Consider the following 14,454-nt stretch of genomic DNA (forward strand, 5'->3'; position numbering starts at 1 on the left):
GGGCCCCCGCCCTCCCCATCATGTCTGATCGATCCATCCTGGATTGACCCGACATGACGGGGGGTACGCATCTACTGATTTACGCTTTGTGGCTATCGTCGACTTCCGAGAATTCGGCGTCGACCACATCTTCCGCGGGCGCTTCTTCGGCAGTCGCTTCCGCTGCCGGCGACGCTTCCGCCGCAGCCTGCTTCTCATAGATCGCCTGGCCGAGCTTCATCGCAACCTGGCCAAGCGTGTTGGTCTTTTCCTTCATCGCTTCCGGATCGCCGCTCTCGACCGCAGTCTTGGTCTCCGCGATCGCGGTTTCGATTTCGCCCTTCAGCGTCGCATCGACCTTGTCGCCATGCTCAGCGAGCTGACGCTCGGTCGAATGGATCAGGCTGTCGGCGTTGTTCTTCGCCTCGGCCGCCTCACGGCGCTTCTTGTCGTCCTCGGCGAACTGCTCGGCATCGCGCACCATCTGGTCGATGTCGCGGTCGCTGAGACCACCCGAAGCCTGAATGCGGATCTGCTGCTCCTTGCCGGTGCCCTTGTCGCGCGCCGACACGTTGACGATGCCGTTGGCGTCGATGTCGAACGTGACCTCGATCTGCGGCACGCCGCGTGGTGCGGGCGGGATACCGACCAGGTCGAACTGGCCGAGCATCTTGTTGTCCGCCGCCATTTCGCGCTCACCCTGGAACACGCGAATGGTGACGGCCTGCTGGTTGTCGTCCGCGGTCGAATAGGTCTGCGACTTCTTGGTCGGGATCGTCGTGTTGCGGTCGATCATGCGGGTGAACACGCCACCCAGCGTCTCGATGCCGAGCGACAGCGGCGTCACGTCAAGCAGCAGCACGTCCTTGACGTCGCCCTGCAGCACGCCGGCCTGGATCGCCGCGCCCATCGCCACGACTTCATCCGGGTTGACGCCCGAATGCGGTTCCTTGCCGAAAAAGTCCTTCACGACCTGACGTACCTTGGGCATGCGGGTCATGCCGCCGACCAGAACGACCTCGTCGATCTGCGCCGATTTCACGCCGGCATCGGCCAGCGCCTTGCGGCACGGCTCGAGCGTGCGCTGGATCAGATCATCGACCAGCTTCTCCAGGTCGGCGCGAGTGATCGTCTTGACGAGATGCTTCGGGCCGTTCTGGTCAGCGGTGATGAAGGGCAGATTGACTTCGGTCGTCGCTGCCGACGACAGCTCGATCTTGGCCTTTTCGGCGCCTTCCTTCAGGCGCTGCAGGGCGAGCTTGTCCTTGGTCAGGTCAATGCCTTCGGCCTTTTTGAAATCGTCGGCCAGGAAGCGCAGCAGCTTGTCGTCGAAATCCTCGCCGCCCAGGAAGGTGTCGCCATTGGTCGCCTTCACTTCGAACACGCCGTCGCCGATCTCGAGAATCGAGATGTCGAACGTGCCGCCGCCAAGGTCATAAACCGCGATCGTCTTGTTGCTGTCCTTGTCGAGACCATAGGCAAGCGCCGCCGCGGTCGGCTCGTTGATGATGCGCAGCACTTCGAGGCCGGCGATCTGGCCGGCGTCCTTGGTCGCCTGACGCTGGGCGTCGTTGAAATAGGCCGGAACAGTGATGACCGCTTGAGTCACCGTCTCGCCGAGATAGGCCTCGGCGGTTTCCTTCATCTTCTGCAACGTGAAGGCGCTGATCTGCGACGGCGAATAATCCTTGCCGCCGGCCTGCACCCACGCATCGCCGTTCGCGCCCTTGACGATGGTATAGGGCACCAGCTCGGTGTCCTTCTTGGTCACCGGGTCATCGAAGCGGCGGCCGATCAGGCGCTTCACCGCAAAGATGGTGTTTTCCGGATTCGTCACTGCCTGGCGCTTGGCCGGCTGACCGACCAGCCGCTCGCCGTCCTTGGCGAATGCGACGATCGATGGGGTGGTGCGCGCCCCTTCCGCGTTTTCGATCACCTTGGGCTTGCCGCCTTCCATCACGGAAACGCAGCTGTTGGTCGTGCCCAGATCAATACCGATTACTTTAGCCATTTGGTCCTCTGACCCCCGTCGTTCAAAAAAATGCCTCTCGACCGCGTCCCGATGTTCGAGACACGATACGTTACAGAAGGCGATATAGGGGGGCTTTCGCTTGCCGCAAGATTTTCGCTTGCGTAGTTGGGACATGCATTTCCCGAACTGAGAGAGTCACATGCGCCCCGCCATCCTGCTTTCCGCCGCCGCATTGCTGCTAAGCGCCTGCCAAAAGCCGGCGGAAATCGAAGTCAGCGACAGCTTTGTGCGCCTTGCCGCGGTCAAGGGACAGCCCGCCGCCGCCTACTTCACACTGCGCGGCGGGGCGGAAGATGCCGTCCTGATGAGCGTGGGCAGCACGGTCGCGATCAAAGCCGAGATGCACGAATCGATGAAAGCCGGCGCCGGAATGACGATGAAGCCGATCAGCGACTTGCCGTTGCCGGCCGGGGGCGAGATCAAATTCGCCCCCGGCGGCAAGCATGTCATGCTGTTCGACGTCAATCCGGGAATCAAGCGCGGCAGCCTGGTGCCGCTGACCTTCACCTTCCTCAACGGCCAGCGCGTCGAGCATAAGGCCGTGGCGATCGCGGCAGGCGATTCGGCGCCGGAGTGACAACGCCGGACGCCCGCCGGCCCCTGGCGACGCGCGGGACGGGCCGTTGAACGACCGCCCGCTCACCTCGGGCGAGATCGATCTTGCCCGGTCGGTGTTCGGCGCCGCGATCGACTATGCGCCAGTGCGTATCGCACGGCGCAAATGGGCGTTCTTCCAGCCACGCGAAACGGTGATGGCGCCGACCGGCACGATGCATTTCCACCCCGGGGGCTCGCATTATCGCGACGATTTCGCTGCGGCGTCGTTTGGCGACCAGGGGCTCTTCATCCATGAGATGACGCATATCTGGCAGTATCAGAAGGGCATTTTCCTGCCGCTCAGGCGCCACCCCTTTTGCCGCTATGATTATGCCATCAAGCCCGGACAGCGGTTCGAACGCTATGGCCTGGAGCAGCAGGCGGAAATTGTCCGGCACGCTTTCCTGCTGCGCTGCGGCTGCGCGGTCACCGGCGCGCCATCGCTCGAACAATATCGGTCCATCTTGCCGTTTTCGGATGTCCGATAAGGGCAAGACACAAAATCAAAGCCTGGCATCCTCCCCGGCCGCACATGTGGGCGAATGCGCAATCGGGACGCAGCACCGATATTTGATGCCCATGTTGCGGCAATTTCGGGTTAGCCTTTGCGCAAGGAAAGTTTTGGGGGATGCACCATGACATTGCCGCTGCGACTGTTGCTCATTGCCGTCACGGCGCTGGTAATGACCAGCGAAAGTCATGCTCGTACTCCCGCAACGCCTGCGCCGCAGGTCAGGATCGATACCGGCATGCTGCGCGGCGCCACCATCGATGGCGTGGCGTCGTTCAAGGGCATCCCCTTCGCCGCACCGCCGGTCGGCCCGCTGCGCTGGCGTGCACCTCAACCCGCGCACCGCTGGCCGGGCGTCCGCGATGCCGGCGCTTACGGCCATGATTGCATGCAGACCCCTTTCCCGAGCGATGCCGCGCCGCTTGGGACGCCGCCGGCGGAGGATTGCCTTTATGCCAATGTCTGGAAGCCGGCACGCGCCACGGGCAAATTGCCGGTCATGGTGTGGATCTATGGCGGCGGGTTCCTGAACGGCGGCGCATCGCCACCGACATATTCGGGCGCGGTACTGGCGCGGCAGGGAATCATGGTCGTCAGCTTCAACTATCGCGTCGGTCGCTTCGGCACATTCGCCCATCCGCAATTGACCAAAGTCGACCCCGATCATGGCCTGCTGGCCAATTATGGCTATCTTGATCAGCTGGCGGCGTTGCGCTGGGTCCGGCGCAATATCGCCGCGTTCGGCGGCGACCCGGCGAATGTCACGATCGTCGGCGAAAGCGCCGGGGGCATTTCGGTCCACACGCTGGTCACGTCGCCGCTGGCACGGGGACTGTTCCACAAGGCCATGGCCATGTCCGGCGGTCCGGTCTCGCTGGGTGATTCGACGCTTGCCGCGGCCGAAGCGGTCGGCATCGCCTTTGCGCGGTCGAACGGGATCGCGGCGGATGATCCGCAAGCGCTCATCAAACTCCGGGCGCTGAGCGCCGAACAGGTCACGGACGGTTTGAACATGGTGGCCCTGTTCGCGCCGAAACCCGGGCCGAAGACTTTCTCCAGTCCAATCGTCGACGGCAAGGTCGCGATCGACAGCGTCGTCGCCTATCGCGCCGGCCGCTTTGCCCAGGTGCCGATGATGGTCGGCGCGACCAGCGACGATATTGGCGGGCCGACCGGACCGATGATCGCCGGCGCCAGGAGCATTGCGAACATGCTCTCCGGCACGGGCGTGCCGGTCTATTATTACCGCTTTTCCTATGTCGCGACATCGGTGCCCAACGCGAAGAGCAAAGGCGCGGCGCATGCGACCGACATCCCGTTCTTCTTCGATACGGCGGCGATCAAATATGGCGCGCAAACCAGCCTCACGGACCGCGCCGCCGCCAGGACGGCCAGCAGCTATCTGGTCAATTTCGTGAAACGCGGCGATCCGAACGGTGCCGGCCTGCCTTTATGGCGCGCCTATTCCCGCACCGACAAACAGATGCTCGATCTGGATGCGCGGGGCGGCGCGACGGTGCAGCCGGAGCCCTGAAACCGGGCGGCCGCAACGCCCTTGGTTCAGAGCGCGCCCAGGTCGATCTCGCCGAACCGGTCGAGCGTCTTCGATGCGTCCGCCATCGGATATTTCAGCCCGGTCGCGCAATTGAACAGCACCGCCGTCTCGTCCTCATCGACCAGCCCGAGCCGCAGCGCCTCGCGATAGGCCGCCAGGGTCGCGCCACCCTCGGGGCACATCAGCAACCCGTCCTTCAGCGCCGCATCCTCGACCGCTTGCAGGATCGCCGGATCGCCCACCGCCATCGCGCGTCCGCCGCTTTCGCGCACCGCGCGCAGGATCAGGAAATCGCCGACCGCGCGCGGCACGCGGATCCCCGCCGCAACGGTATGGGCGTCCTCCCAGCGTTCGGCATGTTCCTCGCCCGCTTCGAACGCGCGCACGATCGGCGCGCAGCCCGACGACTGGATCGCGAACATCTTGGGCCGCTCGGAGCCGATCCAGCCCAAAGCTTCCATCTCGGCAAAGGCCTTCCACATGCCGATCAGCCCGGTGCCGCCGCCGGTCGGATAGAAGATCGCGTGGGGCAGCTTCCAACCGAACAGCGCGGCCAGTTCCAGCCCCATCGTCTTCTTGCCTTCGATCCGGTACGGCTCCTTCAGGGTCGAGAAATCGAACCACAGCCCTTCCGCCGCACCCTTGCCGACGATCGCGCCGCAATCGTCGATCAGTCCGTTGACGCGATAGACGCGCGCGCCCTGCGCGGCGATCTCGCGCACATTGATCTCGGGCGTGTCGTCGGGACAAAAAACGATCGTCTCGATCCCGCAACGTGTCGCATAAGCGGCGAGCGCGGCACCAGCATTGCCGTTGGTCGGCATCGCGATCTTCTTGATGCCAAGCGCCTTGGCCATCGCCACCGCCATGACCAGCCCACGCGCCTTGAACGAGCCGGTCGGCAACCGCCCCTCATCCTTGACCAGCACGTTCGGCCCGCCGGACCGTGGTATCGGCACCAGCGGCGTCTCGATCTCGCCCAGGCTGACGATATCGCTGGTGCGCCGCACCGGGAGGAGCTCACGCCAGCGCCACAGATCGGTCGGCCGCGCCGCAATCATCGCGCGCGGCGCAACGGCCCGGATCGACGGCAGATCATAGCGCACCAGCAAGGGACGCCCCGCCCGCGACAGGCCGTGAAGCTGGTCCGCCTCATAATGCTCGCCCGTGAGCGAGCATTCGAGATGCGTGACGAAGGTCGGGCGATCAGTGGTGAGGTTCGGGTTCATTCTGTTCCAGCCGGTTGACGGACAATATCTGCGATGAGCGTCGATAATGCAGCGGGCAGCTCGGTCAAATCCTCGACCGATCGCGAGCGCTTATAAAATTCATCGACCCGATAGTTGATGCCGATCGCCGCGAGAATGATGTCGTCCACGGCCTCAACCTCGGCGATCACCGATTTAACGTGTCGCCAAAGGATCTTGCCGCCGTTCTGCGTGAGCGTTGAGTCGTCGACCGGCGCGCCCTCGGACAAAACAACAAGCAATCTGTTGGGCTCCGGTCGGTCGCGCAGCATGCCGCACGCCCATATGATCGCTTCGCCATCGACATTCTCGCGCAACACATCGGGGTGCAGCATGATCGCCCAATCCTCATCGGCAAAGGGCTCGTCAAAGGGTTTGTAGAGTATGTGCAACAGGGCGCAGAGCCGGCCCGGTCGCTTTGGCTGGCCACCCGCCAACCAATCCTTTCGCGCCCGCCCCCCGCGCCAGCCGACAGTCGAGAAGCCCAGAATGGCCGACGTCGCGCCGAGCTCCCCAAGCTGGCCCGATATCCAGCGCGACGTCGCCGCGGCATGGAGAATCGGATCGCCCCGCATCGACCCGGAATGATCGATCAACAAGCAAATTGCCCACTCATCCGCCGTTACGGAAGAGAAGGCATTACGCAGGATAGGCGCGTGATCGGGTGAAATACCGGATAGAATCCGATCGGCAGAGTCGACCTTTTCCCGCCAAACGGCAGGATCGCGCGAAACCCAGCCCCCTGCGCGATCCGATCCGTCAGCCGTCAAGGCAGAGGGGACATCGCGCGCGCGAAGGCTCAGGTCATGGTCTCTCGTGTAAACACGGTATGGCTCGTCCTGCGGACCGTCCGCCACCGGGATTTGCCGCGAGCCGGATCGGGCGAGGACCCAATAGACAATGCCGGCCGCCGCGAGCGGCACCGCCAGCCTGAGCCAGTCACCCAGATCAAGCCAGCGCGATGTCACCCCGCCTTGGCGACCCCGACCAGCGCCGGCCGCAACAGCCGGTCCTTGATCATGTATCCCGCCTGCATTTCCTGCACGACAGTGCCCGGCTTCTCATCGCTCGGCACTTCGAACATCGCCTGGTGGCGATTGGGATCGAGCGTCTCACCCATCACCGTCATCCTGGTGATGCCGTGGCGCTGGAAAACCGAATCGAGCTCGCGGCCGGTTGCTTCCAGGCCTGCGACCAGGCCCTTCATCTTCTCGTCGTCGCGCAGTTCGGCCGGGATCGCATCGAGCCCGCGCGACAGATTGTCGGCGACCGACAGGAGGTCGCGCGCGAACGCCGTCGCGGCATAGGCGCGGGCATCGACCGCTTCCTTCTCCGCGCGGCGGCGGACATTCTGCGCTTCGGCATGGGCATAGAGCAACGCCGATTTGGCTTCGGCCAGTTCGGCTTCCAGCCTGGCCAGCCGATCCTCTGCAATCGGGTCCGATCCAGCCGGTGCGGCGTCTTCGGCCATGTCGATCGTTGCTGCAGTCTTTTCGTCTTCGATCATGTCTTCGCTTCAATCCTCTGGGCCGCCTCCGGCCTTCAACTCGTCAGCCGCGCCCCATCAACCGTGCCAGGGTCGCGGCGGTAAAATCAACCATTGGCACAACCCGCGCATAGTTCAACCGTGTGGGGCCAATGACCCCCACCACGCCGACGACGCGCCCGTCGAGCCCGCGAAACGGTTTGGCGATGACCGAGGATCCCGACAGCGAGAAGAGTTTATTCTCCGCCCCGATAAAGATCCGCGTCGCGTCCCCCGCGCTTGCGCTGTCGAGCAGATGGGCGATCTCCTGCTTGCCTTCAAGGTCGTCGAGCAAGGTACCGATCCGTTCCAGGTCGGCGGCGGCGGCCGCATCGATCAGCCGCCCCTGCCCGCGCACGATCAGTACCGGGCGACGATCACCGTCCTCGCTCCACACCGCAAGGCCACGCTCGATCAGGGTGCGCGCGACGCTGTCGAGCAAGGCACGCTCCTCGCCGATCTCCCGCTCGATCCGCGCCCGCGCCTGGACCAGGGTCATGCCCGACAGCATCGCGGTCATGTAATTCCCCGCCTCGACCAGGGCGGAGGGAGACACGCCCATCGGCAGGTCGACCACGCGATTCTCGACCGCGCCATCCTCGCTGACCAGCACCGCCAGCGCCTTGTCGGCGGACAGCGGCACAAAACTCATCTGGCGCAGCACCAACTCATGCTTCGGCACCATCACCAACCCGGCACAGGCCGACAGGCCCGACAGCGCGGCGGTGGTCGCGGCGAGCGCTTCCTCGACCGGCCCGACCTGCGACACGCGCGATTCGATCGCGGCGCGTTCCTCGGCCGAGGGTTCGAGCGCGTGCATCATGCCGTCGACGAACAGGCGCAGCCCGATCTCGGTCGGCATCCGCCCCGCACTGGTATGCGGCGCGGCGAGCAAGCCGAGTTCCTCCAGGTCCTGCATCACGTTGCGGATCGAGGCGGGCGACAGGTTCAGGCCCGACAATTGCGCGATCGTCCGCGACCCGATCGGGCTGCCGGTATCGAGATAGCTTTCCACCACCACGCGAAACACGTCGCGGGCGCGGTCGTTGAGATCGCTGATCGGGGGGGCGGACATGCCGGTCATATGGCCCTGGTTTACCGCGACACCAAGATGTCGGGCGCAAGGACGCCCAGCAACATATTCTGCGCGACCAAAATCGGGCCATCTATATCTTCCACCGTCCTCGACACATCACGCCGATAGCTGAGCCGCTGCACGGCGGAGCGATCCGATTGCCAGGAAATCATTATGGACTCGGTGTTTGGGCTACACTCGCGACACCGCTCGATAGATGCGTCTTGCGCAGCGCCACCCGGCCGCAATGGTTCCAGAACGATCTGGAGTCGGCGAAAATCGTACGGAGTCAGAATAAAATAACGGACCTGAGGAACGCCTCCTCGATCGAATCTCATCTCCCCTCTGCCGATATGGTCGAGCGATAACCGGAACTGCCGGCATCCGATATTGTGACGACAGTCAAGCGAGTCGATTTCGATCCGCGCATCGTGGAGACGGTCTGCGGCGATTCCATGGGACGCGGAAGGCGCGCGGTGAACGATCGACATGGGAGCGGGACTGAGCTGGCCAGATGGACGGGACGTTGCGCACCCGGCAAGGAGTGCGATCGAGGCTGAAGAGATAGCCAATAGTTCGATCCAGCCGCTCATTACGTGCCGTCTCTGGCCATTGCGTCGCATGGCTCAACGCTTGCCGATAAAGTTGGCGATCGGCAGCGCCTCGGGGGCCGTTCGCAACGCCTCCGCCATCGCCTGGCCCTTATCCATGGCACAGCCATAATAGAATGAGAGCTTGTCCGTCGCCTCGCCCGCCTTCCATTGTATATCCACGCTCGGCATGTCGGTCGCCATGTCCTTGCAATCGGGCTGACCGGGCATGATGGTGCGCGAGCCTTTGGGCCGGTATGGCGCGAGGGTCTTGGCGAAGGCGGCGAACTGCTCGGGCGTGACCACGAATTTCCGATCGCCGTTGATCGCCGTGTACTGCATGCCTGTGAAAATTCCGGCCCCGTCAGCGGCGACCGTGACGCGATAGACCGGGCAAAGGCCGTAACAGGGCGCGGTTTCGTACACGATGGTCCCGAGTTCGGCGGCCTGCGGCTCGGCCGCCTTGGGAGCCACCGCGCATCCGGCGGGCAGAAGCGCAGCAAGCGCTATGGCTGGCAGGACGGTCGATCGCATCGGCGCTTCCCTTCGCGGTTCGAAACTGCGCACGACACTGGCGCGTTCGAGGCGACCCGTCTAGGTGCCGTGCCGACCCGTTTTTTCTGGAGAATGATTATGCGCCCATCCGGCCGCACCCCCGATCAGATGCGCACGATCACGATCGAACCGCGCTTCACCCGCCATGCCGAGGGATCGGTATTGATCGGCTTCGGCGACACCAAGGTGCTGGTGACGGCCTCGGTCGAGGAGCGCCTGCCGCCATGGATGCGCGGCAAGGGCGAAGGCTGGGTCACGGCGGAATATGGCATGCTGCCGCGCGCCACGCACACGCGCGGCAGCCGCGAAGCGGCCAAGGGCAAGCAATCGGGCCGCACGCAGGAAATCCAGCGCCTGATCGGCCGCAGCCTGCGCGCGGTCACCGACCTGAAGCTGCTCGGCGAACGCCAGATCACGCTCGATTGCGATGTGATCCAGGCCGATGGCGGCACGCGCACCGCATCGATCTCGGGCGCCTGGGTCGCGCTGCGCCTCGCGATCGACGGCCTGATGGCGGAGGGAAAGCTGACCGCCGATCCGCTGACCCAGAAGGTCGCGGCAGTGTCGTGCGGCATCTATCAGGGCACGCCCGTGCTCGACCTAGATTATGACGAGGATTCCAACGCCGACGCCGATGCCAATTTCGTGCTGCTCGAAAACGGCAATATCGCCGAGGCGCAGGCCACCGCCGAAGGCGCGACCTATGATGAGGAAGCCTTGTTGCGTCTGCTGCGTTTGGCACGCATCGGCTGCGCGGACATCTTCGCGGCACAAGCGAAGGCAGTGGCGAAATGAGTGGAGAAGGAAGCGGATCCCAGGCGATCCGCAAGCTCGCCCCCGGCAAGCTGATCATCGCCAGCCACAATGAAGGCAAGATACGCGAGATTCGCGACCTGCTCGGGCCGTACGGCATCGAGCCCGTCTCCGCCGCCGAACTCGACCTGCCCGAGCCGGAGGAAACCGGCACGACCTTCGTCGCCAATGCCGAGTTGAAGGCGCTGCAGGCCGCCGACCTGTCGGGCCTGCCCGCGCTCGCCGACGATAGCGGCCTGTGCGTCGATGCGCTGAACGGCGAACCGGGCATTTTCTCCGCCCGCTGGGCCGGCGAGTCGCGCGATTTCGGGCTGGCGATGCAGCTGGTCAATGATCGGCTCGACGCGCTCGAACCCGACGTCAGCCGTGATGCGCATTTTGTCTGCGCGCTCGCGCTGGCTTGGCCCGATGGCCATGTCGAATGGTTCGAGGGTCGAGTCGAAGGCAGTTTGGTCTGGCCGCCACGCGGGCAGAACGGCTTTGGCTATGACGCGATGTTCCTGCCCGATGGCGGGACCGAAACCTTCGGCGAAATCGCGCCCGATGCAAAACATGCGATCAGCCACCGCGCCGATGCGTTCCGGCAATTGGTGACGGCGGTTCTCTAGAGCAACGTCGGCTTGCGTGGAATCACGCTCCCCGTTCGGGCTGAGCTTGTCGAAGCCCCGTTCTTTCTTGCGGCAAAGGCAGCCGAAGAAGAACGGCCCTTCGACAAGCTCAGGGCGAACGGAAGGAGTGGATCAACTCAGCTCGAAATCGCGCTAGCGAGAGCTCGCTTCCTTGGCTGGCCTCGGGAGTTACACCACGCGCCGATACGCGACGCGCCACATCGCCAGGCCGATGGCGGCGGAGAAGCCGGCCAGCACCAGGCTGGTGGCAATGCCGCTGAGGATGCGGAACAACAAGGTGCGCGCATCGGAAACGGGCATGTCGAACAGCCCGAAGCCATAGGTCTGCCCGCCGAGGAACAAGGCGAAGCCGGCAACCGCGCCGACCGTCGCGGCGGCCACCGGACCGCGCTTGCCGAGCGCATGGCATATCAGCCAGAGCGGCCCGCCGATCGCTATGATCGCCATCGCCGAGATGATCGATCCGACGATGAAGGCGACCACCAGCGGCAGCAATGACCATGATCCGCCGAACAGGACGAGCAGCACCGCGAACAGGCCGCCCATCAGCCCCCCGGTTGCCAGCGCCAGTCCCGCGCGATCCAGTGATGTATCATAGCTCCGCAGCGCAACCTGCTCGACCAAGTCCGTTCTCCCACCGAAACGACTCTTATCATTACGCAACCCGGCGCCCAACCCCGGCTGCGCGTAAACCTGGCACCTGTTATCGCAGCGCCAGGCCTCCGGCCATCCTCAGGCAAGCCATGAGATCGCCGCGCTCCGCCACCGTTTCCCGCTTCGGCGGCGCATAGGGTGCGATCGTTAACGGCTGACCAATTTTCGCGGTCATGAAGCCGCTCGTCCCGGAACAGCGCAGCACTTTTTCCAGCAACCTGGGCGGCGTGTCATAGGCTTCGTAGGATAGCCGGAACGTTCCCCAATGTATCGCGATCGCGCGGCTTGCCCCGAGTCGGCGATAGATTTCGGCGGCATCGATCGGGCCGATATGCGTGTCCGATCGCATTTGCCCGGGCTGAAAGCGAAACGCGCCGATCGGGAGCAGCGCCAGCCGGATCGGACCATAGGTCGCGGCCTGTGCCGGCCATGTCAGATCGCCCGGTCCGGTATCACCGGCAAAGAACAGATTGCCACCGGGCAACGTCACCACGAAGCTCGACCACAAGGCCCGGTTGCGGTCGGTGAACCAGCGGCTGTCCCAATGATGGCTGCGCGTGACGATCACGTCGATGCCGGGCCTGATCGTGATCCGTCCGCCCCAATCCAGCGCCCTGGCGGGCACGCCGACCTGGCCGATGACACTGTCATTGCCCAGGCTGGTGACGATCTGCGGCCGATCGCGGTCCCAGAGTTTCTTCAGCGTCGCCTGATCGAGATGGTCGTAATGATTGTGGCTGATCAGCACGAGATCGATCTTGGGCAAATCGTCGAACGCAATGCCCGGCTCGGTCACGCGCTTCGGCCCCGTGCCGAATGGCCCGGCCGTTCTGCCCCAGATCGGATCGGTCAGGATATTGAGGCCCTGAGTCTGCACCAGCACGGTCGCATGACCGACCCAGGTGGCGACCATCGCATCGCCGGCGACCCGCGCTGCGACCGGCTTTTTATGGACCGCGATATGAGCCGGCCAGGGCGCGCGCCCGTCATTGCCGGTCAGGTAGCGCCAGAGGAATGCCGCCCGGCTGCCGCCACCCGGCGCGCGCAGCACGTCCCGGTCGCCGTCCGGATTGACGAAACGCTGGCCATCGAAATGCGTGCTGACCGGCCCGCGATAATAGATCCGGTCAAGGAAATGCGGCGCGATCGTGATCACCAGGCAAACAGCTACGCAAGCGAACAGCAGGACAACCGCTATGCTGCGCAGAACACGCTTCAGACTCGATGGCGACATCACGCCCCGTCCCATAGCAGAGCGACCGCGGCAAGCGATCGTCTCATGTCAAAGCGAGCCCGCCAGCGCCAGCATCACCCCCGCCCCGACCAGCAACAACCCGATCGCTTCGCTGCGCAGCATGCGTTCACCAAGATAGAAATGCCCGAACGCCATGGTGAAGGCGATTTCGACCTGGCCGACGATCCTGACCAGTGCGACCGGCGCCGATGCGAAGCCGGTGAACCAGCATGCCGATCCTAGCGAGGACATCATGCCCACCTGACCGGCGACGCGCCAATTGGCGAAGACGAGGCGCACCTGATCGCGTTCGCGCCACACGACATAACCGCCCTGGATCAGCGTCTGCAGCGCGACGGTCGCCGCCAGCACAATCAGCGCGGCGCGGATATGGTCGGGGGTCGCCACCTCCATCGTCGCACGGCGAATGCCGATCGTGGTCAGCGCGAAGAAGAATCCCGAGGCGATGCCATAGCGCGCCGCGGGCTGCCCGAGCGAGCGGAGCAGTTCGCCCGCGCCCATCCTTTTGCCCCCGGTCGACAGGATCATCACCCCCGCCACGCCGAACGCGATGCCGAGCCAGACAAGCAAGCTCAACCGGTCGCCGAGCAACAACAGCGACAACAAGGCGCTTTGTACCGCCTCGGTCTTCGAAAAGGCGGTGCCGACCACGAAATTGCGTTCCTCGAACGCCATCAGCAGCAAATTGGTCGCGATGATCTGCGCCAGCCCGCCCGCCGCGCAGAACAGCCAGAACAGGCCACCAATCGCGGGAAAAGCGGCTGGCGCGATCACCCATTGATACAGGGCGACGAAGGCCAGCGCGAAGGGCAGGCCGAAAAGATAACGCACCAGCCCCGCCGCATTGACCGACAGCGACCGGTTCACACGCCGCTGAACCGCTGTCCGCCATGCCTGCAGCATGCCCGCGAACACTGTCGCGGGAAGCCAGATCGGCGCGGTCATCATGCTTGCGGTCGCGCATCCACCGTATCGGCAAGGAAGGCGAGGATCGCCGCTTCGTCATTCGTCACGGTCGAAGACCCGGCGCGGAACAGCATGCCGCCGAACGCCATCAGCCCAAGCGGCACCGCGATAACCGGCCACGCATCGGCCAGCGGCGTTGCGGTGTTGAGCATCACACTGCCGGCAATCAACAGGAACAGGATGAGGGCACCGAACCAGAACCCCAGAAAAATCGTCATGCCGTTCAGCGTGCCGATCCGCCCCTCGATCCGCGTCCCATCCCGATCAGGCGTCATTGTCGCCGTCAACGTGCTGACGAAATTGGTCCGGGCATTGGGCCGGTAATAGAATAAGGTCATGTCGCGTTCGGTGCCTTGCCCGGTAACGCCCGCGACCTTCGCCTGACCGTCGCGACCACCCAATGCCCGCTTCAATTTCTTCGCCAGCGCGACCGGATCGAGCGGCGAGATCAGGACGATCGGGCGGCCCATG

The 14,454-nt window shown here is 64.3% G+C and carries 15 protein-coding genes; 5 read left to right on the forward strand and 10 right to left on the reverse strand.

Translation table 11 applies throughout. The annotated features are described in order from the left end of the window. Nucleotides 1-79: 79 nt before the first annotated feature. A complete protein-coding gene (gene dnaK / locus OO12_RS20135; protein ID WP_034160518.1) occupies nt 80-1,990 on the reverse strand; it encodes a molecular chaperone DnaK in 1,911 nt (636 codons plus the stop codon). A gap of 160 nt (nt 1,991-2,150) precedes the next feature. On the opposite strand from dnaK, the gene OO12_RS20140 reads away from it, so the two are divergent. From OO12_RS20140 to OO12_RS20150, 3 genes are all read left to right on the forward strand, one after another. Continuing rightward, nucleotides 2,151-2,588, forward strand: coding sequence for a copper chaperone PCu(A)C (locus OO12_RS20140; protein WP_034160519.1), 438 nt, complete (start codon nt 2,151-2,153; stop codon nt 2,586-2,588). Nucleotides 2,589-2,634: 46 nt separating this feature from the next. Next, nucleotides 2,635-3,096 (forward strand): hypothetical protein, encoded by a 462-nt coding sequence (locus OO12_RS20145; RefSeq protein WP_034160520.1) that lies wholly within the window; start codon nt 2,635-2,637, stop codon nt 3,094-3,096. Nucleotides 3,097-3,243: 147 nt separating this feature from the next. Further along, entirely contained in the window at nt 3,244-4,653 is a 1,410-nt protein-coding gene (locus OO12_RS20150) for a carboxylesterase family protein (protein ID WP_034160521.1), read from the forward strand. Between the two features lie 26 nt (nt 4,654-4,679). Here OO12_RS20150 and OO12_RS20155 read toward each other — a convergent pair whose 3' ends face one another. The 5 genes from OO12_RS20155 to OO12_RS20180 form a co-directional block, all read right to left on the reverse strand. Beyond that, nucleotides 4,680-5,903, reverse strand: coding sequence for a threonine synthase (locus OO12_RS20155; RefSeq protein WP_034160522.1), 1,224 nt, complete (start codon nt 5,901-5,903; stop codon nt 4,680-4,682). Next, entirely contained in the window at nt 5,900-6,778 is an 879-nt protein-coding gene (locus OO12_RS27120; protein WP_152616548.1) for a cobaltochelatase CobT-related protein, read from the reverse strand. The genes OO12_RS20155 and OO12_RS27120 overlap by 4 nt, the downstream gene beginning before the upstream one ends. A gap of 107 nt (nt 6,779-6,885) precedes the next feature. Further along, nucleotides 6,886-7,392: a nucleotide exchange factor GrpE gene (locus OO12_RS20165; protein WP_052216129.1), complete on the reverse strand. Its 507-nt coding sequence runs from the start codon at nt 7,390-7,392 to the stop codon at nt 6,886-6,888. 79 nt (nt 7,393-7,471) lie between these two features. Further along, on the reverse strand, nt 7,472-8,521 hold the full coding sequence (gene hrcA, locus OO12_RS20170) for a heat-inducible transcriptional repressor HrcA (RefSeq protein WP_034160669.1): 1,050 nt from the start codon (nt 8,519-8,521) through the stop codon (nt 7,472-7,474). Nucleotides 8,522-9,147: 626 nt separating this feature from the next. Continuing rightward, on the reverse strand, nt 9,148-9,645 hold the full coding sequence (locus tag OO12_RS20180; protein WP_052216096.1) for a DUF6438 domain-containing protein: 498 nt from the start codon (nt 9,643-9,645) through the stop codon (nt 9,148-9,150). Between the two features lie 99 nt (nt 9,646-9,744). Here OO12_RS20180 and rph point away from each other — a divergent pair, with 99 nt between their 5' ends. Beyond that, the gene (gene rph / locus OO12_RS20185; protein WP_034160525.1) at nt 9,745-10,461 is read left to right on the forward strand and encodes a ribonuclease PH; all 717 of its coding nucleotides are present in this window, start codon (nt 9,745-9,747) and stop codon (nt 10,459-10,461) included. Further along, nucleotides 10,458-11,087 carry an RdgB/HAM1 family non-canonical purine NTP pyrophosphatase gene (gene rdgB, locus OO12_RS20190; RefSeq protein ID WP_034160526.1) on the forward strand — a complete coding sequence of 210 codons (630 nt, stop codon included), beginning with the start codon at nt 10,458-10,460 and terminating at the stop codon, nt 11,085-11,087. The genes rph and rdgB overlap by 4 nt, the downstream gene beginning before the upstream one ends. A gap of 189 nt (nt 11,088-11,276) precedes the next feature. Here rdgB and OO12_RS20195 read toward each other — a convergent pair whose 3' ends face one another. The 4 genes from OO12_RS20195 to OO12_RS20210 form a co-directional block, all read right to left on the reverse strand. After that, on the reverse strand, nt 11,277-11,732 hold the full coding sequence (locus tag OO12_RS20195) for a hypothetical protein (protein ID WP_052216097.1): 456 nt from the start codon (nt 11,730-11,732) through the stop codon (nt 11,277-11,279). Nucleotides 11,733-11,811: 79 nt separating this feature from the next. Beyond that, nucleotides 11,812-12,996, reverse strand: a complete 1,185-nt coding sequence (locus OO12_RS20200; RefSeq protein WP_034160672.1) for an MBL fold metallo-hydrolase — start codon at nt 12,994-12,996, stop codon at nt 11,812-11,814. Nucleotides 12,997-13,044: 48 nt separating this feature from the next. Continuing rightward, entirely contained in the window at nt 13,045-13,965 is a 921-nt protein-coding gene (locus OO12_RS20205; RefSeq protein ID WP_034160527.1) for an EamA family transporter, read from the reverse strand. Continuing rightward, nucleotides 13,962-14,453: a hypothetical protein gene (locus OO12_RS20210; protein ID WP_034160528.1), complete on the reverse strand. Its 492-nt coding sequence runs from the start codon at nt 14,451-14,453 to the stop codon at nt 13,962-13,964. Before OO12_RS20210 ends, OO12_RS20205 begins: the two co-directional genes overlap by 4 nt. Nucleotide 14,454 lies beyond the last annotated feature (1 nt).

Source organism: Sphingomonas sp. ERG5 (assembly GCF_000803065.1).
In the GTDB taxonomy this organism is placed as follows: domain Bacteria; phylum Pseudomonadota; class Alphaproteobacteria; order Sphingomonadales; family Sphingomonadaceae; genus Sphingomonas.